21 protein-coding genes and 1 riboswitch are annotated in these 15,806 nt (G+C 73.4%); of the genes, 9 read left to right on the forward strand and 12 right to left on the reverse strand.

The window, feature by feature from the left end; translation table 11 throughout:
• Window positions 1-51 precede the first annotated feature (51 nt).
• The 3 genes from ACTHMF_RS03385 to ACTHMF_RS03395 are packed head-to-tail and all read right to left on the reverse strand — an operon-like array spanning window position 52 to window position 1,653.
• Window positions 52-1,032, reverse strand: a complete 981-nt coding sequence (locus ACTHMF_RS03385) for a YihY/virulence factor BrkB family protein (RefSeq protein ID WP_314146246.1) — start codon at window positions 1,030-1,032, stop codon at window positions 52-54.
• Entirely contained in the window at window positions 1,022-1,225 is a 204-nt protein-coding gene (locus ACTHMF_RS03390; protein WP_440316297.1) for a hypothetical protein, read from the reverse strand. The genes ACTHMF_RS03385 and ACTHMF_RS03390 overlap by 11 nt, the downstream gene beginning before the upstream one ends.
• Window positions 1,222-1,653: a phage holin family protein gene (locus tag ACTHMF_RS03395; protein ID WP_440316298.1), complete on the reverse strand. Its 432-nt coding sequence runs from the start codon at window positions 1,651-1,653 to the stop codon at window positions 1,222-1,224. Before ACTHMF_RS03395 ends, ACTHMF_RS03390 begins: the two co-directional genes overlap by 4 nt.
• A 118-nt stretch (window positions 1,654-1,771) precedes the next feature.
• Here ACTHMF_RS03395 and ACTHMF_RS03400 point away from each other — a divergent pair, with 118 nt between their 5' ends.
• The 3 genes from ACTHMF_RS03400 (at window position 1,772) to crcB (ending at window position 3,209) form a co-directional block, all read left to right on the forward strand.
• The gene (locus ACTHMF_RS03400) at window positions 1,772-2,296 is read left to right on the forward strand and encodes a universal stress protein (protein ID WP_314146249.1); all 525 of its coding nucleotides are present in this window, start codon (window positions 1,772-1,774) and stop codon (window positions 2,294-2,296) included.
• Window positions 2,297-2,379: riboswitch (Fluoride riboswitch) on the forward strand. It begins immediately after the preceding gene.
• Between the two features lie 21 nt (window positions 2,380-2,400).
• Window positions 2,401-2,838 carry a fluoride efflux transporter FluC gene (locus ACTHMF_RS03405; RefSeq protein WP_440316299.1) on the forward strand — a complete coding sequence of 146 codons (438 nt, stop codon included), beginning with the start codon at window positions 2,401-2,403 and terminating at the stop codon, window positions 2,836-2,838.
• Window positions 2,835-3,209, forward strand: coding sequence for a fluoride efflux transporter CrcB (crcB, locus tag ACTHMF_RS03410; protein ID WP_440316300.1), 375 nt, complete (start codon window positions 2,835-2,837; stop codon window positions 3,207-3,209). The genes ACTHMF_RS03405 and crcB overlap by 4 nt, the downstream gene beginning before the upstream one ends.
• Here the strand turns inward: crcB and ACTHMF_RS03415 are convergent.
• Window positions 3,206-3,559, reverse strand: a complete 354-nt coding sequence (locus ACTHMF_RS03415; protein WP_314146252.1) for a nuclear transport factor 2 family protein — start codon at window positions 3,557-3,559, stop codon at window positions 3,206-3,208. The genes crcB and ACTHMF_RS03415 overlap by 4 nt on opposite strands.
• 69 nt (window positions 3,560-3,628) lie before the next feature.
• Here ACTHMF_RS03415 and ACTHMF_RS03420 point away from each other — a divergent pair, with 69 nt between their 5' ends.
• On the forward strand, window positions 3,629-4,135 hold the full coding sequence (locus ACTHMF_RS03420; RefSeq protein ID WP_314146253.1) for a hypothetical protein: 507 nt from the start codon (window positions 3,629-3,631) through the stop codon (window positions 4,133-4,135).
• A gap of 10 nt (window positions 4,136-4,145) precedes the next feature.
• Here ACTHMF_RS03420 and ACTHMF_RS03425 read toward each other — a convergent pair whose 3' ends face one another.
• Window positions 4,146-4,598 carry a MarR family winged helix-turn-helix transcriptional regulator gene (locus tag ACTHMF_RS03425; protein WP_314146254.1) on the reverse strand — a complete coding sequence of 151 codons (453 nt, stop codon included), beginning with the start codon at window positions 4,596-4,598 and terminating at the stop codon, window positions 4,146-4,148.
• Between the two features lie 118 nt (window positions 4,599-4,716).
• On the opposite strand from ACTHMF_RS03425, the gene ACTHMF_RS03430 reads away from it, so the two are divergent.
• From ACTHMF_RS03430 to ACTHMF_RS03440, 3 genes are all read left to right on the forward strand, one after another.
• Complete coding sequence (locus ACTHMF_RS03430) at window positions 4,717-5,913, forward strand: MFS transporter (protein ID WP_314146255.1); 1,197 nt, start codon at window positions 4,717-4,719, stop codon at window positions 5,911-5,913.
• Window positions 5,914-5,971: 58 nt separating this feature from the next.
• Window positions 5,972-6,925, forward strand: coding sequence for a hypothetical protein (locus tag ACTHMF_RS03435; RefSeq protein ID WP_440316342.1), 954 nt, complete (start codon window positions 5,972-5,974; stop codon window positions 6,923-6,925).
• 83 nt (window positions 6,926-7,008) lie between these two features.
• The gene (locus ACTHMF_RS03440; protein ID WP_440316301.1) at window positions 7,009-8,349 is read left to right on the forward strand and encodes a chaplin family protein; all 1,341 of its coding nucleotides are present in this window, start codon (window positions 7,009-7,011) and stop codon (window positions 8,347-8,349) included.
• Between the two features lie 57 nt (window positions 8,350-8,406).
• On the opposite strand, the gene ACTHMF_RS03445 is transcribed toward ACTHMF_RS03440, so the two are convergent.
• From ACTHMF_RS03445 to ACTHMF_RS03460, 4 genes are all read right to left on the reverse strand, one after another.
• Entirely contained in the window at window positions 8,407-8,664 is a 258-nt protein-coding gene (locus tag ACTHMF_RS03445) for a ParB family protein (protein ID WP_440316302.1), read from the reverse strand.
• A 74-nt stretch (window positions 8,665-8,738) separates the two neighbouring features.
• Window positions 8,739-9,788: an NAD(P)/FAD-dependent oxidoreductase gene (locus ACTHMF_RS03450; RefSeq protein ID WP_440316303.1), complete on the reverse strand. Its 1,050-nt coding sequence runs from the start codon at window positions 9,786-9,788 to the stop codon at window positions 8,739-8,741.
• Window positions 9,785-10,309, reverse strand: coding sequence for an isoprenylcysteine carboxyl methyltransferase family protein (locus tag ACTHMF_RS03455; protein WP_314147960.1), 525 nt, complete (start codon window positions 10,307-10,309; stop codon window positions 9,785-9,787). Before ACTHMF_RS03455 ends, ACTHMF_RS03450 begins: the two co-directional genes overlap by 4 nt.
• Entirely contained in the window at window positions 10,306-11,394 is a 1,089-nt protein-coding gene (locus tag ACTHMF_RS03460) for a type III polyketide synthase (protein WP_440316304.1), read from the reverse strand. The genes ACTHMF_RS03455 and ACTHMF_RS03460 overlap by 4 nt, the downstream gene beginning before the upstream one ends.
• A gap of 87 nt (window positions 11,395-11,481) precedes the next feature.
• On the opposite strand from ACTHMF_RS03460, the gene ACTHMF_RS03465 reads away from it, so the two are divergent.
• Window positions 11,482-12,255 (forward strand): class I SAM-dependent methyltransferase, encoded by a 774-nt coding sequence (locus ACTHMF_RS03465; protein WP_440316305.1) that lies wholly within the window; start codon window positions 11,482-11,484, stop codon window positions 12,253-12,255.
• Here the strand turns inward: ACTHMF_RS03465 and ACTHMF_RS03470 are convergent.
• The 3 genes from ACTHMF_RS03470 to ACTHMF_RS03480 are packed head-to-tail and all read right to left on the reverse strand — an operon-like array spanning window position 12,252 to window position 14,460.
• On the reverse strand, window positions 12,252-12,656 hold the full coding sequence (locus ACTHMF_RS03470) for a RidA family protein (protein WP_440316306.1): 405 nt from the start codon (window positions 12,654-12,656) through the stop codon (window positions 12,252-12,254). The genes ACTHMF_RS03465 and ACTHMF_RS03470 overlap by 4 nt on opposite strands.
• On the reverse strand, window positions 12,653-13,438 hold the full coding sequence (locus ACTHMF_RS03475; RefSeq protein ID WP_440316307.1) for an IclR family transcriptional regulator: 786 nt from the start codon (window positions 13,436-13,438) through the stop codon (window positions 12,653-12,655). The genes ACTHMF_RS03470 and ACTHMF_RS03475 overlap by 4 nt, the downstream gene beginning before the upstream one ends.
• On the reverse strand, window positions 13,435-14,460 hold the full coding sequence (locus ACTHMF_RS03480) for a sugar kinase (protein WP_440316308.1): 1,026 nt from the start codon (window positions 14,458-14,460) through the stop codon (window positions 13,435-13,437). The genes ACTHMF_RS03475 and ACTHMF_RS03480 overlap by 4 nt, the downstream gene beginning before the upstream one ends.
• 94 nt (window positions 14,461-14,554) lie before the next feature.
• Here ACTHMF_RS03480 and ACTHMF_RS03485 point away from each other — a divergent pair, with 94 nt between their 5' ends.
• Entirely contained in the window at window positions 14,555-15,802 is a 1,248-nt protein-coding gene (locus tag ACTHMF_RS03485) for an alanine racemase (protein WP_440316309.1), read from the forward strand.
• Window positions 15,803-15,806: the final 4 nt, after the last annotated feature.

Consider the following 15,806-nt stretch of genomic DNA (forward strand, 5'->3'; position numbering starts at 1 on the left):
TCTCTCGTGCCGTTACCGATGCGTCGAACGGCGACGCCCGTTTTCGACACGTCAGCGGTAACGGCGGCGGATGGCCCGTGCGGCGAGGATATCGGCCGCGTCGGCGTCCTGCGCCTTGATGATGGCCGTGTTGGACTTCAGCGGGAGCGCGAGCCTGCGGTCCGCGACCGTGCCGTGCACCAGCTCGCGCGCGCGCTCGATCTCGCTGTCGAGCTCCGCACCGAGCAGCAGCACGACGTTCGCGATCCAGATCCACAGCAGGAACACGATGATCCCGGCCAGTGCACCGTAGGTCTTGTTGTAGCTGCCGAAGTTGGCGACGTAGAACGCGAACAGCGCCGAGGCGACGCCGAGCAGGATGATCGCGACGAACGATCCGGGCGTCAGCCAGCGGAACTTCGGCTGCTTGACGTTGGGGGTGGCCGTGTAGAGGAGCGCGACCAGCAGCACCAGGGCGAAGATCACGAGCGGCCAGCGCAGGATGGACCACGCCACCTGCGCCGCCTCGCCCAGCCCGATGGCGCGACCGATGGCCTCGGCGATCGGTCCGGAGACGACGAGCAGGATGGCGACGATCGCGACGAGCACGAGCGACGCGAGGGTGACGCCGAGCTGCACGGGCCGCAGTGTGAACGCGCTCCGCCCCTCCTGCACGCCGTACACCCGGTTCAGGGCGCGGCCGAAGCCGCCGACGTAGCCGGACGCGGACCAGACAGCACCGACGGCGCCGATCACGAGCGCCCACCCCGTCGCGGGCGAGGACGCAAGGCTCTCGATGGGGCCCTTGACCACCGCGAGCATCCCGGGCGCGAGCTCGTCGACCATCCCGAACAGCGCGTCGATGCCCTGCTGGCTCTGGCCGACGAGACCCAGGATGCTGACCAGCGCGATCATCGCGGGGAAGAGGGCGAGCACGCCGAAGTAGGTGAGGCCGGCGGCCAGGTCGGTGCAGGCGTCCTGGCCGAAGCTGCGCATCGTGCGCTTGAGGACGTAGCCCCAGGGGAGGCGGTACCAGGGGACGTCAGCGGCCACGCGACAGCCCCCGCCACACGATCGCGGCGGCGCCGCCCGCGATCGCCAGGAAGATCCCGGCGAACACCACGGGATGCGACCGGATCTGCACGCGCGGGTTGAAGGTGGCGAAGATGTCGTCGAGTGTGGAGGCCAGCTCGGCGCGGGTGTCCTCGAGCTCGAGCTTCATCGTGTTCATGCCTTTGGCGGTCACTGCTGCTCCCCTCTCAGCGCGCGGGCGTCTGCCTTCAGCTCGGAGCCGAGGTCGTCCGGCACGGGAGGCAATCCGCGCTTCAGGCTGGCCCGGCCGATGAGCGCGGCGATCACGGCGATGACGATGAGGATGCCCGCGACGATCAGCGCGGCCAGCCAGGCCGGCACGATGAGCGCGAACGCGAAGACGGCGGCCGTGACCAGCACGCCGAAGGCGAAGAACAGGAAGACGAGAGCGCCGACGAGCAGTCCGGCGCCGATCCCCGCGGCCTTCGCCTTCGCGGCCATCTCGGCCTTGAACAGGGCGAGCTCGCCCGCGATCAGGCGCTTGAGCTGCGCGATCGCGTCGCGGGTCAGCTCCGGCAGCGGGCGGAGCCCCCTGGTGGTCCGGCGGCGCTCGCGGGGGAGCGGAGGCTTGTCGTCGGTCATGTTCCGGCTGTCTCCCTTCTCTCGCCCGACCGTACCCCCAGCCTCGCTGACCCGCCAAGGGGCGGATCCTCGCGGATGCACAGGCGCCCGGGCGGGGGCGATGGTGCACACTAGGGGCATGAGCGGCAATCCGAGCGTCGGGGCAGGCGGGATTCTCGTGGCGGTGGTGCCGGGCCAGCCGGTCGCGGTGCTCGACCAGGCGGCGCGGCTCGCGGACGACCTGGACGTCCCCCTGGTCTGCGCGAACGTCGACCCGAACCGCTACCTCGTCTCCAGCTACGTGGACGGCACGGTCGTCGCCCTTCCCTACGACCCCGACCTGCCGGAGACCGAGGACGAGACCTTCGACCCGGAGCTGGAGGCGCGCATCCGGGAGACGCTCGACGGCCGCGGCGTCCCGTTCACCCTCACCCAGCTGGCCGGTGACCCGGCCTGGGCGCTCGCACGGCTGGCCGACCAGATCGACGCGCGCTACATCGTCGTCGGAACCCGCGAGGCCGGACTGCGCGGCAGCGTCAGGGAGTTCTTCAACGGCTCGGTCGCTGTGCACCTGGCGCACCGTCAGCACCGGCCGGTGATCGTCGTCCCGCTCGCGCCGGTCGAGGGCGGCGAGAAGCTGCCCTGGGAGGACCCGCCGGTATAGTTGCAGCACGGCGATGGATCTCGCCGGGGTGCGGCGCGGAGCCCACCCGAACCGCGACGGTCGCTGATAGTTCCTGCGCTTCCTCATCGAAGGGTGGATGACCCGTGTCCGCGAGAACCCCCGTCCCCGTGCACCTGCACTGGCGATCCGTGCTGCTCGTCTTCGTCGGCGGCGCGGCGGGGACGACGGTGCGCTACCTGCTCTCCGCAGCCGTCCCCCCGCTGCTCGGCATCCCCGTCATCACCCTCGGCATCAACGTCGTCGGCGCGTTCGTGCTCGGCTGGCTGCTGCAGACGCTCGCGCTGCGCGGACCGGACGAGGGCCGCAGGCGCGACCTGCGGCTGCTCTGCGGGACGGGCGTGCTCGGCGGGTTCACCACGTACAGCTCGTTCGCCGTCGACACCGACGGCCTGATCGCGGCGCAGAACCTGGGCGGGGGAGTCGTCTACGCGGTGGCGACGATCGTCATCGGTGCACTGGCCTCCGTCGCCGGGATCGCGCTGGCCTCCGCATTCGGCCGCAGGAAGGCGGATCGCGCGTGACGCCGCTCGTCGTGCTCGGCGTCGCCGCGGCGGGCGGCCTCGGCGCCGTCGCCAGGCTGGTGCTCGACGGCGTGCTGCGCAGCAGGGTCGCCGTCTCGTTCCCGCTCGGGACGACGGTCATCAACGTGACCGGCTCGTTCCTGCTCGGCCTCGTGACGGGACTCGCGCTGGCGCACGGGCTGCCACCGGAGTGGCGCGCGATCCTCGGCACCGGCTTCCTCGGCGGCTACACCACCTTCAGCACGGCGAGCTACGAGACCGTCAGGCTCGCGCAGCAGCGCCGCTACCGTGCCGCGCTGTTCAACGGCGTCGGGATGCTCCTGCTCGCGCTCCCCGCAGCCGGGCTGGGCCTCTGGCTCGGCGGGCTCTAGGCCTCCTGGTCCATCCACCACTCGGTGAACTCCTGCGCGCGGCCGTCGGGTGCGAGTACCACGATCCACAGGTTGCTGTAGGTCGGGCCGTCCACGTAGTCGGTCACGCCTTCCACGAAGTAGGTCTCACCGTCCCGCCCGGCCAGCCGCCACTCGAAGTCCGCCGCTCCCGGCTCGTCCTGCGCGTCGAGCCAGCCCTCGACGATCTCGAGGTGGCCGTCCCACGGCTCGGCGAACGGTTCGGTGCGGTAGCTCGCGTCCTCCGTGAAGAGAGCGCGGATGTCGTCGGGGTCGTTCGACTCCCACGCGCGTCGATAGCGGTCGATCCAGGTGGTGATCGCGTCGGCCATGTCCCCGTTATACGCCCTCGGCGGGTGGCCCCACCAGACTGCGGCGCCCGCCCCCGTTACGCTGTGCGCATGGACGGCGTCTTCCGGGAGTGGTCCGAGTTCAACGTCGCGGTCGCGGGTGCGGGCGCGGCGCTCGGCGGCCTGCTCATCGTGGCGCTGTCGGTGAACATCCGCCAGATCGCCGAGTCGCGCGGTCTCGCCGCCCGGGCGGGCGCGTCGATCGCGACGCTGATCCTCGGCGTCGTGCTCAGCTGCGCCGCGCTCATCCCGGGTCAGGTGTCGTGGGGATACGGCATCCAGGTGCTCGCCGGGACCGCGGTGTGCGGTCTGGTGGCGGTGCGGTCGGCCGTCGCGATCCGGCGGGACTCCGCCGCGACCGGGTACGGGCGCTCCGACGCCGAGCGCATCGCCCTCTTCGCGCTGCCGCTGGTGTTCGACCTGGCGGGTGGCGTCCTGCTGGTCGTGGGCACGACGACGGCCGCAGTGGGGCTCGTGCTGGTGGCGGTCGCGACTATCCTCGCGATCGTGACGACGGTGCTGTTCTCGTGGGTCGCGCTGGTCGAGGTGCTGCGCTAAGGCGGCCGGACTAGCGGGCGGCCAGGGCCAGCTGGGGCAGCGCGTCGAGCAGCGGCGCGAGCTCGGGGATGCGGTGGGCCTCGTCGAGCGCGCCGGCGAGCGCGGCGTCGTGGACGGGCCTGGCCTGGTCGAGCAGCTCGTGGCCGCCGCCGGTCAGCTCGGTGTAGATGCCACGCCGGTCGTCCAGGCAGTCGACGCGCGTGAGCAGGCCGCGCTCCTCCAGCCGGTTCACCAGGCGGGTGGTGGCGCTCGGGCTGAGGGCGCTCGCGCGGGCGAGCTGCTGCATCCGCATGTGCCAGCCGTCCTGGCGGTCGAGAGCGTCGAGCACGGTGTACTCGACGACCGAGAGGCCGGCCTCCCTGGTGAGCGCGCGCTCGAGCGCGGTCTCGATGAAGTCGTGCAGCGCAGCGAGCGTGCGCCAGCCCTGTGCGCGCACCTCGACGGCGTCGTCGGCGATTCCCACGCGTCCTCCTGTGCTCGGGGTTGCGCAATCTAGTTGCACGTGCAACTATTTATAGCGCGTCTGCAACTAACAAAATACGCGCTTCCCTCATCCGCATCGACATTCACAGGAGTTCCGCATGCCTGCTGGCCTGATCGCCCTCGCCCTGGGCGGATTCGGCATCGGCCTGACCGAGTTCGTCATCGCCGGGCTGCTGCCCGAGGTCGCCGCCGACTTCCACGTCGACGCGGCCGCCGCGGGCTGGCTCATCTCCGGCTACGCCCTCGCCGTCGCGGTGGGCGCCATCGGCCTCACGGCCGCCGTCACCCGGCTGCCGCGCAAGGCGGTGCTGCTCGGCCTCATGGTCCTCTTCATCGCGGGCAACGCCCTCTCCGCGCTCGCGCCCAGCTACGGCGTGATGCTCGGCGGCCGCATCCTGGCCGCCCTCTGCCACGGCGCGTTCTTCGGAATCGGCTCGGTGGTGGCCGCTGCGATGGTCCCTGCCGACAAGCAGGCGCGCGCCATCGCCATCATGTTCACCGGTCTGACCGCGGCGAACGTGCTCGGCGTTCCGTTCGGGACGCTGCTCGGCCAGGCGTTGGGCTGGCGCTCCACGTTCTGGGCGATCACGGCGATCGGCGTCGTCGCGCTCGCCGGCGTCGCGCTGCTCGTCCCGCGCGAGGAGCGGGACACGTCCGCGCCGGGCCTGCGCCGCGAGCTGGGCGCGTTCCGGTCGGGACAGGTGTGGCTCTCGCTGGCCGCGACCACCCTCGGGTTCGGCGGGATGTTCGGCGCATTCACCTACATCGCCTACACGCTGACCGGGATCTCCGGGTTCCCGTCCGCGGCGGTGCCGTGGCTGCTCATCCTGTTCGGCGTCGGGCTGTTCGCGGGCAACGCGCTCGGCGGCCGGCTCGCCGACCGCTCCATCGACGGCACGCTGATCGCGGTGCTGTCCGTGCTCACGGTCGTGCTCGGCGTCTTCGCGCTGGTGGCGGCCGTCCCCGTCGCGGCGGTGATCGCGCTGGTGCTGATGGGCGCGGCCGGGTTCGCCACCGTCCCCGCCCTGCAGCTGCGCGTCCTGACCTCCGCAGAGCACGCGCCGACGCTCGCCTCCGGCGCCAACATCGCGGCGTTCAACGTGGGGAATGCGCTGGGCGCGTGGCTCGGCGGCCTGACCATCGCGGCGGGCCTCGGCTACGCGTCGCCGCTCTGGGTGGGCGCGGCGATGACGGCGGCGGCGATCGTCGTCGTCGCGATCGCAGCGGCCCGGCTGCGCCGCCGGCCGGGACGTGCGTCGGCGGCGGTCGCGGAAGAGACACTTCCGGTCCACTAGACCGAGGCGTACACTCGCGCTTGTCTCGAACGGCTCATGCGATCAGGGGGTGATCGTGATGGAAGACGCGCCACAGCTGCGCCGCTCCGTCCTCACCCCTGCCCGCGTGCTGATCGGCTCCCTCGTCCTCGGCGTCGGCCTCACGGTCCTCGGCTTCCTGATGGGCGGCTCGCCCGCGAGCGCCGCGGAACCCGCCCCGCCGAGCCCGGTCGGAGCCGTCGTCTCGTCGGTCACAGGTGCCGTGGGCGAGGCGACGGGGTCCGTCACCTCGGCGGTGGCGCCGGTGCTCCCGGAGCCGGTCCGCGAGGCGGTCGCACAGGTGGTGACCCCGGTGACGGACGCCGTCGACGATGTCGCCGCCTCCGACCCGGTCGCCACCGTCGTCGAGCCCCTGACCTCCACCGTCGACCAGGTGGTCGCCTCGGTTCCGGTCGTCGGCGATCTGGCGGGCGATGCGCCGGTGTCGAGCGTGACCGAGCCGGTCGCCTCCACCGTCGACACCGCCGTCTCTGCCGTCTCCGGCGCGGTCGACGCGACCGTCGAACCGCTCACCCCGGTCGCCACGGCCCCCGGGACCGGCCCGGTGCTTCCGCCCATCGTGGATGTGCCGGGCGTCACGGAGCCGTCGGCGACCGTTTCCGCGACCGTCGGCGCGGCTGTCGCCGCCGTCCCGGGCGTGTCCACCGCCTCGGCCCCGGCCGGCCCGTTCGCGCTGGAGCCGGCGTCGCTCGCCCTCGCCGCGGGCGCGTCCGCCTCCGCGACCGTCGCAGACCGTCCGCTCGGCTCGGATCCCACGGGTCCGCAGCCGTCCTCTCCCGGCTCCCCGGTCCCTGCCGCGCCCACGGGTGCGGCGGGCGGCACCGGCGCGGCTGCCGGGGGAGCGCCCGCCCTCGCGGCGTGGCTCAGCGACCCCGCGCGGCCCGCCGACGCGCCCGGCGTCCTCGCCGCGCGCCCGGGCGATGACCGCATCCCGGCTTCTCCCATCGAGGACCACGACTCCAGCCCTGACTGAGTGTGCCCGGGTCCGCCCTGCGCGGACACGGACCTCCCGCTCCCGCCCGGGAGCGGAGACACACTCACTCGAAAGGCTGAACGATGAACACGTACGTCTCAAGAGGGCTGTGGTTCACCCTCTGCGTCGGTGGGCTCTGGCTCGCCGGAACGGCCGCCGCGAACGCGGCCGAAGCACCATCCACGAGCGGCACGGACGGCACCGCGTCCGGAACGCAGGCCGTGGTCGGCGTCACCGTCCCGGTGACCGTCGGCGGCAACGGCATCTCCCTCGTCGGCGACTCGACCTCGACGGACTCGACCGCCGTGGCCGCGCCGTCGGCCCCTGCCCCGGCTGTCGACGTGTCGACCAGCGGCATCGACGGCGTCCTGAGCGGATCCCAGGCGCTGGTGAGCGTCGACGTCCCGGTGACGGTCGCCGGCAACGCGGTGAGCGCGGTCGGCGACTCCTCGGGCACCGACTCGTCGGCGTCCGCTCCGGCCGCCACGGCACCCTCCGCAGCCGGCGCCACCAGCTCCGGCTCCGACGGGATCGCTTCCGGGACGCAGGCACCGGTCGATCTCGCGGTGCCGGTGACCGTCTCCGGCAACGCGATCAGCGTGCTGGGCGACAGCGGTTCGAGCGGTTCGGATGCGGCGGCGGCTCCGGCGGCCGGTGGCGCGTCGACCGCCTCGCCCACGACGTCCGGCTCGGACGGTGTGCTCTCGGGGACGCAGGCTCCGATCGGTGCGAGTGTTCCGGTGACCGTCGGTGGCAACGCGGTCAGCGTGCTGGGTGACAGCTCGTCGTCGGGTTCGTCGTCGGCGGCTCCTGCGGGCACGGCGTCCGGCTCGGGGTCGACGACCTCGGGTGACGCAGGGCTGCTCGGCGGGACGCAGATCCCGGTGGCTGCGGATGTTCCGGTGACGGCCGGTGGCAACGCGGTCAGCGTGCTGGGTGACAGCTCGTCGTCGGGTTCGTCGGCGGCGGTTCCTGCGGGCACCGTGTCCGGCTCGGGGTCGACGACCTCGGGTGAGGGTGGGCTGTTGGGCGGGACGCAGCTGCCCATCCACCTGGGTCTGCCCGTGACGGTCGGTGGCAACGCCATCAGTGTCGTCGGTGACTCCGAGACCACCGGATCGACCACCCCGACGACGCCGACCACCCCGGGCACCCCGGGAACGCCTGGAGCCCCGGGTACCCCGGGCACCCCGGGTACCCCCGGCGCCCCCACCGGTAGCACCCCGGCCGTCCCCGTCGACGGCGGTGCGGCGGGCGTGACCGTCGCGGCGGCCGGACAGGTGTCGGCGCTCGACGGGTCCGCTCGGCTGGCCTCGACGGGGATGGACGCGAACACGCTGGGGTCGCTCGCTGCTCTTCTGGGCCTGCTCGGTGCGCTCGCGCTGTTCGGAGCAGGGAACCGTCGGCGTCATCACACGCGGTGAGGCCGCCGAGGCGGTGCGGCCGGTCGCGGTCGCACCGCCTCGAGGCTGTGCCGCGGGTCAGTCCCCGATGGGGCGACCCGGCGACAGTGGTGCGTCGACGCCGAGGAATTCTCTGCCTCCGTTGTGCAGCGCTTCCCTGCGCTGCACCTCGGCGAGCAGGGCCTTGCCGACCATCTCCGACCAGCTGCGGTCGCTCTCGGCGTACGAGGTCGACCGGTAGGCCTCCCTCGCGCGATTCCGGAGCTCGTCGGTCAGGTAGAAGGTGACCGTCGTGCGCCCGAGCCTGGTCGGCGTGGTGTCTTCCTCACGAGTCATGTGAACCTCACAGATGCGCAATCTGATATGCGAAAGTCATCATACACGTGTATTTCACCCGCCGGGCAGAATTTTCAGCGCGAAAGGCGCTCGACGATCGCGCCGAAGAGCTCCGGGCGGCCGGCGGCGGTGGGGACGATCCGCGGGCGCCACCGGGAGCGGGCGGCGACGACCAGCCCGGAGGTGAGCATCCGGAAGTCCCGCGTCGTGGCGCGCCACGCCCGCTCGTACTGCTCGGTGTTCCCGGCGCGGACGGCGGCGACGGCGGCGCGCGCCTGCGCGAAGCCGACGCGCATCCCCTCGCCGGTGAGCGCGTCGACGTAGCCGGAGGCGTCTCCGGCCAGCAGCACGCGGCCGTGCGTGCGGGCGCGCGAGCGCTGCAGCAGGGGACCGGCTCCGCGAACGTCCGAGACCGGTTCGGCGCCGCCGAGGCGATCGGCCAGCTCCGGGATGGCGCCGACGACCGCCTCCTGGTCCAGCGGGCGGGTGCCGAGGATCGCGACGCCGACCGTGCGGTCGTCCACCGGGGTGACGTACGCCTCCGCCGACGGCGACCAGTGCACCTCGACCAGATCGGTCCACGGCTCCACCGCGTAGTGCCTGCGGATGCCGAACCGGCGACGGGAGACCGGCTGGGCGCGCCCGTTCAGCCCGAGCAGGCGGCGCACCGGCGAGTGCAGCCCGTCGGCGGCGATGAGCCACGGGCTGTCCAGCTCCGACGGGCGATCGGCGGCGACGGTCAGGATCACGCGCGACCGCTCCTGGGCCAGCCCGGTCACCCTGGCGCGCAGGAAGCGCGCGCCCACCTCGACGGCACGGCGCTCGAGGGCGCTGTGCAGCGCGGTCCGGCGCACTCCGCGGCCGGGCCGCTCCACGAACCGGTGCTCGACGCGCGTTCCCGCGTCCACGTAGGCGATGCCCGTGATCGTGCGGCCGGCCGGATCGACGCCGATCCGGTGCAGGGCCGCCAGGGCGCCCGGCATCAGTCCCTCGCCGCAGGCCTTGTCGATGGGCGCCGTCCTCGGCTCGATGACCAGGACGTCCATCCCGGCCAGGCGCGCCTCGATCGCGCAGGCCAGGCCGACCGGGCCGCCTCCAGCGACGATCAGCTCGGCCGCCGTCATGCCCGGGCCGGGAGGACGGACGCGAGCGCGCGGTTCTCGCATGGGATGCGCACAGCGAGCAGCAGCACCGCGTTCAGCACAGTGAAGGCGACGGCGGTGATCCAGGCCGTGTGCACCAGCGGGAGCGCGAAGCCCTCGACGACCACAGCGACGTAGTTGGGGTGACTGAGCCAGCGGTACGGCCCGCGCGTCACCAGTGGCAGGTCGCGGACGACGATCACGCGGGTGTTCCAGCGCGGGCCGAGGGAGGCGATGCACCACCAGCGCAGCGCCTGGCTGGCGAGCACGAGCGCGAACATCGGCCAGCCGAGCCACGGCAGGAACGGCCGGTCCAGGAACCACACCTCGGCCAGGCACGCGAGCAGCAGTCCGGTGTGCAGGGCCACCATCGGCGGGAAGTGCCCGCGGCCGAACTCCACACCGCCGCGCGCGAACGACCAGCGCGCGTTGCGCGCGGAGACGACCAGCTCGGCGATGCGCTCGCCGCCGGTGGCGAGCACGAGCAGCGTGTACCAGATCATGCGGCGGCGCCGAGCTCCGGGGCGCCCGCCCAGCGCAGCAGCACCAGCTCGCTGGTCACACCGGGGCCCAGCGCGAACAGCAGCCCGACGGTCCCGGGCGGATGCGCATCCAGCTGTTCCGCGAGGACGTGCAGCACGGCCGCCGACGACAGGTTGCCGACCCGGGCGAGCGAGCGCCAGCTGGCGTCGAGCGCGCCGTCCGGCAGGTCGAGCGCGCGGGAGAACGCCTCCAGCACCTTCGGGCCGCCGGGATGCGCCGCCCAGGCGGCGACGTCGGCCACCTCGAGGTCGTGCGCGGCGAGCAGGCCGCGGGCGTCGTCGGCGAAGTTGCGGTCGATCACGTCCGGCACCCCGGCGCTCAGCACGATGCGGAAGCCGGTGCCGCCGATGTCCCAGCCGATCACGTCCGCCGTGTCCGGGTAGATGTGGCTGCGGGTGTCGACGACCTCGGGCCCGGGCAGGCCAAGGGCCTCCGCCCTGCGGTCGCCGACCAGCACGACCGCGGCGGCGCCGTCGCCGAAGAGGCCGCTCGCGACGATGTTGGCCATCGAGTCGTCCGCCGCCTGCACGGTCAGCGAGCACAACTCCACCGAGAGCAGCACGGCCACCTCGTCCGGGTGGCCGGCCAGGTAGTCGTGCACGCGCGCGAGCCCCGCGGCTCCGGCGACGCAGCCGAGCCCGAAGCTCGGCAGCCGCTTGACGTCGGGCCGCATCCCGAGCCGCTGCACCAGCTGCGCGTCGATGGACGGGGCGGCGATGCCGGTGACCGAGGTGAACAGCAGGTAGTCCACATCCCGCGGAGAGAGGCCGGCGGAGTCGAGCGCCTGCGTGATCGCGCGCTCGGCGAGCGAGGTGCCTTCGGCGATGAAGAAGTCGTTCGACTCCCGGAACGAGGCGAGCGAGCTGTAGCGCTCCAGCGGCATCACCAGGCTCCGCGTCTCCACGCCGCTGGACGCGTGGATGCGCCGCATCACGGCCTGCCTGGAAGGGTCGCTCGTGATCATCGCGAGCAGGGCGGCGGTGATCTCGCCCTGGCTGTAGCTGCGGGCGGGAAGCACGGGCGCCACGGCGACGATTCGGCTCACATGCGAAACGTACCACCGGGATACCGGCGCGAGACCGGGTCGCAGCGAACTCGCACCCGGGGCCGCCGTGGATGCGAGGATGGGCGGATGTCCGAGACTTTCGACGAGCTCATCGCCCTGGGCGAGAACGCCGACGTGACCGGGTGGGATTTCTCCTGGCTGGACGGCCGGGCCACCGAGGAGCGGCCGCCGTGGGGCTATGCGCGGCTGCTCTCCGAGCGGCTGGGGCGCGCGAGCGCATCCCTCGACATCCAGACCGGCGGCGGCGAGGTGCTCGCCGAGGCGCGCGCGTTCCCGCCGACCGCCGTCGCGACGGAGTCGTGGCCGCCGAACGTGCAGGCGGCGACCCGCTTGCTGCACCCGCGCGGGGTCGTGGTGGTGGCCGACGCGGACGAGCCGCCGCTGCCGTTCGCCGACGGCGCGTTCGACCTGGTGACCAGCCGGCACCCGGCGACGGTGCACTGGGAGGAGATCGCGCGCGTGCTGGCACCGGGCGGCACGTACCTCGCCCAGCACGTCGGGCCGGCGAGCGCCTTCGAGCTGATCGAGTTCTTCCTCGGCCCTCAGCCGGAGGCGCGGCGCGGCAGGCACCCCGACGACGAGACGGCGGCGGCGCGGGCGGCCGGGCTGGAGATCGCCGACCTGCGCGTCGCGCGCACCCGCATCGAGATCTTCGACGTCGCCGCCGTGGTGTACCTGCTGCGCAAGGTGATCTGGTGGGTCCCCGGCTTCACCGTCGACGCCTACCGCGACCGGCTGCGCGACCTGCACGAGCTCATCCGGCGCGAGGGACCGTTCGTGGCCTCCTCGTCGCGGCACCTGATCGAGGCGACGAAGCCCACTGAGCGCGTGCGTCGCTAGGCGAGCACGGCGAACGCGTCGATCTCCACGAGCATCTCCGCGCGCGGCAGGCCGGTGAACACCGTGGTGCGCGCCGGGAGGACGCCGGAGGCGACGCGCTCGCCGAGGAAGGCGCCGTACGCCTCGTTCATGGCGGCGAAGTCGTCGCGCGTCGTCAGGTAGACGCGCAGCATCATCACGTCGTCGAAGCCGGCGCCGCCGGCGGCGAGCACGGCCTCGACGTTCTGGAGCGTGCGGACGGTCTGCGCCCGGACGTCGCCCTCGTGCACGTACTCGTTCGTGGCCGGGTCGACGGGTCCCTGCCCGGAGACCTGCAGGAACGGCCCGCGACGGACGCCCTGGGAGAAGGTGTGGGCGGGCGCGGGCGCGTCGGCGGTGGAGACGGCGATGCGGTCGGTCATGCGGTGGTCCTTTCCTGCGTGGATGTGGGGGCGGCGACGGGAGCGCTGCCGCCGAGCTCGGCGGAGATGCGCGCGGTGGCGGCGAGCAGGGCGGGGACGAGCGCGAGGACGTCCTGGTACGGGAGCACCACGTTCGGTACCGAGACGGACACCGCGGCGGCGACCCGGCCGTCCGGCCCGTAGACCGGCGCGCCGACGCAGTTCATGAACGTCTCGTGCTCCTCGTGGTCCTCGGCCCAGCCGCGCTCGGCACTGCGGCGCACCTCGTCGAGCAGCGACTCCGGCGTGGTCAGGGTACGGTCGGTGAAGCGCTCGAACGGCGTCGCGGCGACGACCCGCCGCCGCTCGTCCTCGTCGAGGCCGGCCAGCAGCACCTTGCCGACCGCGGTGGCGTTCAGCGGCGCCGGCAGCCCGATCCGGGAGTACATCCGCAGCGGCTGGCGCGACTCCACCTTGTCGACGTAGCTGACGACGCCGTCCTGGTAGGTGGCCAGGTGCACCGTCTGGCCGGTCTCGGCGGCGAGCGCGCGCAGGGCGGGGGAGGCGGCAGCGCGCACGTCCTGCGCGTCCAGGGCCGTCGCGGCCAGGCCGAAGACGGCCGGACCGACGTGGTAGCGGTGGCCGCTGTCGCGCCGGACGAATCCGCGCTCCTCGAGGGTCTGCAGCAGCCGGAGCACGGTGGACTTGTGCACGCCGACCTCGGCGGCCAGGGCGTCCAGGGTGCGAACCCCGCGGGACACCAGGTCGAGCACATCGAGCGCGCGGGCGAGGGACTGGCTCACGACGCGCCTCCGTCCCGCCACGGCAGCTCGCCGGGATGGACGCGCCAGCCCGCCCACTCGGCATCGGCGGCCGCGGCGATGCGCTCCCGCTCGGCGGGGGTCGGCACCGCGAGCGGCCGATCGCCGTGCCCGATCAGCGCCAGCGCGGCGAGCACGTGGCCGAAGCGCAGGGCGACGGCGTCGTCGCGTCCCGTGGCGATGCCGGCCAGGAACCCGGCGGCGAATGCGTCGCCCGCTCCCACCGGCTCGACGACCTCGACGGTCAGGCACGGCACGTGGGTCTCCCGCCCGTCGCTGCGGTAGACGGAGGCCCGGTGCGCCTCGTCCTTGACGACGATCGTGCTGAGGCCGGGATGTGCGTCGAAGATGGCCGCCGCCTGGGCGTTCCCGAAGTGGCTGAGCGCTTCGTCCCTGCCGACCAGCAGCAGGTCCGCTGCGTCGAGCAGGGCGTCGAGCGGAGCCGTGTCCCGCTCGCGCCAGAGCTGCGGACGCAGGTTGAGGTCGACGCTCACGATCGTGCCGGGGCCGACCGCCGCGCGGAGTCCCCCGACGGCATCCGCCGCGGTCGGCGAGAGCGCGGGCGTGATGCCGCTGGTGTGCACGATGGCCGCGCGGGCGAGCAGGCCGGCGGCCGGTGCGGCGGCGAGCTGGGCGGCGTCGATCGCCGAGGCCGCGGAGCCGGAGCGGTAGTAGTGCATCCTGGTGCGCACCCCGTCCGGTCCGGCGCTCGGCTCCTTGACGTAGAGGCCGGTGCTGCGGGCGGCGTCCCGCTCGACGGCAGCCGTGTCGACGCCGGCCTCCGCCGCGACCGCGAGGATGCGATCCCCGAACCCGTCGGCGCCGAGCCGGGACACCCAGGCGGTCGGCAGCCCGAGGCGCGCGAGCGTCGTCGCGACGTTGAACTCGGCGCCGCCGACATCGGAGCCGAACGTGCGCGCCTCCGCGAGCGGGTGGCGTCCCTCGGGGTAGAGGGCGATCATGGCCTCGCCGATGGTGACGATGAGCCCGTCGTTCGTCGGCATCGGTCCCTGCTTTCGCGTGCGGCTGAGGCCTATGCTAGACAGGACCGCACGGATACTGCAACGCGCGTTGCACCATGCGCAACGATGAGGATTCATGGAAGAGTTCAAAGCCGTCCCGCTCTCGTACGCCGCCGCCGATGTCGCGGCGCTGCCCGAGACGCGTCCCGCCCTGCACACTTTCCCGACGCCGGTGGTCACGCTGAGCGAGGACGCCGTCCGGCACAACCTCGACACGATGGCGGCCTGGTGCCGGGCGGCCGGTGTCGCCCTCGCCCCGCACGGCAAGACCACGATGAGTCGCGCGCTCTGGGAGCGGCAGCTCGCGGCGGGGGCCTGGGGCATCACCGTCGCGACGCCGTGGCAGGCGTCGGTGGCGCTCGACTGGGGCGTCCCGCGGGTGCTGCTCGCCAACGAGCTCGTGCAGCCGGCTGCGCTGCGCGCGTTCTCCGACCGCACCGAACGGCTGACCGTCTGGGCGGACTCCGAGCGCGCCGTGCAGATCATGACGGACGCCCTGGCCGCGGCCGGCGCGACCGCTCCGCTCGGAGTGCTGGTCGAGCTGGGAGCGCCCGGCGCCCGGACGGGGGCGAGGGACGTCGAGACGGCGCTGGCCGTCGCGCGCGCCGTCGCCGCTTCCCCGGTGCTGCGCCTGGCCGGGGTCGCCGGTTACGAGGGCGCGCTCGCGCACGACGAGTCGGCGGAGACGCTGGCGAGGGTCCGCCGCTACCTGGAGGGGATGCTCACTCTGCACGACGCCGTCGCCGACGCCAGCCTCTACCCGGAGGGGCAGCCGGTGCTGCTCAGCGCGGGCGGCAGCGCCTTCTTCGACGAGGTCGTCGAGGTGCTCGCGCCGCGCCGGGACCCGGAGGCACGGTCGGGCCGCGTCGTCGAGGTCGTGCTGCGCTCCGGCGCGTACATCACGCACGACGACGGCTACTACAGCCGGATCACCCCGTTCTCCCGGCTCGGGGGAGAAGGCTTCCGCGCCGCGATCCACGGCTGGGCGACGGTCGTCTCGCGGCCCGAACCCGGGCTGGCGCTCGTGGATGCGGGCAAGCGCGACCTGCCGTACGACGACGGGCTGCCGGTGCCGCAGGCCGTCCGCCCGCTCGGGGCGAGCGCCGCCGAACCGCTCACCGGCGCGGTCGTGACCGCCATGAACGACCAGCACACCTTCGTGAGCCTCCCGGACGACGCCGAGGTGCGGGTGGGAGACGTGATCCGGTTCGGGCTCTCGCATCCGTGCACCACGTACGACAAGTGGCGGGCGCTCGCGGTGGTCGACGACGCACTCGCCGACGACCCGCGGGTGATCGGCCTGCTCGAGACGGCCTTCGGTTAGGAGC

The organism is Leifsonia sp., from assembly GCF_051955155.1.
In the GTDB taxonomy this organism is placed as follows: Bacteria; Actinomycetota; Actinomycetes; order Actinomycetales; family Microbacteriaceae; genus Leifsonia.

Bases quoted from the DNA above. Each gene is read 5' to 3' on its own strand.
- ACTHMF_RS03395 (WP_440316298.1), bottom strand. From the start codon at position 1,653: ATGACCGACGACAAGCCTCCGCTCCCCCGCGAGCGCCGCCGGACCACC.
- ACTHMF_RS03400 (WP_314146249.1), top strand. From the start codon at position 1,772: ATGAGCGGCAATCCGAGCGTCGGGGCAGGCGGGATTCTCGTGGCGGTG.
- ACTHMF_RS03415 (WP_314146252.1), bottom strand. From the start codon at position 3,559: ATGGCCGACGCGATCACCACCTGGATCGACCGCTATCGACGCGCGTGG.
- ACTHMF_RS03420 (WP_314146253.1), top strand. From the start codon at position 3,629: ATGGACGGCGTCTTCCGGGAGTGGTCCGAGTTCAACGTCGCGGTCGCG.
- ACTHMF_RS03430 (WP_314146255.1), top strand. From the start codon at position 4,717: ATGCCTGCTGGCCTGATCGCCCTCGCCCTGGGCGGATTCGGCATCGGC.
- ACTHMF_RS03435 (WP_440316342.1), top strand. From the start codon at position 5,972: ATGGAAGACGCGCCACAGCTGCGCCGCTCCGTCCTCACCCCTGCCCGC.
- ACTHMF_RS03440 (WP_440316301.1), top strand. From the start codon at position 7,009: ATGAACACGTACGTCTCAAGAGGGCTGTGGTTCACCCTCTGCGTCGGT.
- ACTHMF_RS03445 (WP_440316302.1), bottom strand. From the start codon at position 8,664: ATGACTCGTGAGGAAGACACCACGCCGACCAGGCTCGGGCGCACGACG.
- ACTHMF_RS03450 (WP_440316303.1), bottom strand. From the start codon at position 9,788: ATGACGGCGGCCGAGCTGATCGTCGCTGGAGGCGGCCCGGTCGGCCTG.
- ACTHMF_RS03455 (WP_314147960.1), bottom strand. From the start codon at position 10,309: ATGATCTGGTACACGCTGCTCGTGCTCGCCACCGGCGGCGAGCGCATC.
- ACTHMF_RS03465 (WP_440316305.1), top strand. From the start codon at position 11,482: ATGTCCGAGACTTTCGACGAGCTCATCGCCCTGGGCGAGAACGCCGAC.
- ACTHMF_RS03470 (WP_440316306.1), bottom strand. From the start codon at position 12,656: ATGACCGACCGCATCGCCGTCTCCACCGCCGACGCGCCCGCGCCCGCC.
- ACTHMF_RS03480 (WP_440316308.1), bottom strand. From the start codon at position 14,460: ATGCCGACGAACGACGGGCTCATCGTCACCATCGGCGAGGCCATGATC.
- ACTHMF_RS03485 (WP_440316309.1), top strand. From the start codon at position 14,555: ATGGAAGAGTTCAAAGCCGTCCCGCTCTCGTACGCCGCCGCCGATGTC.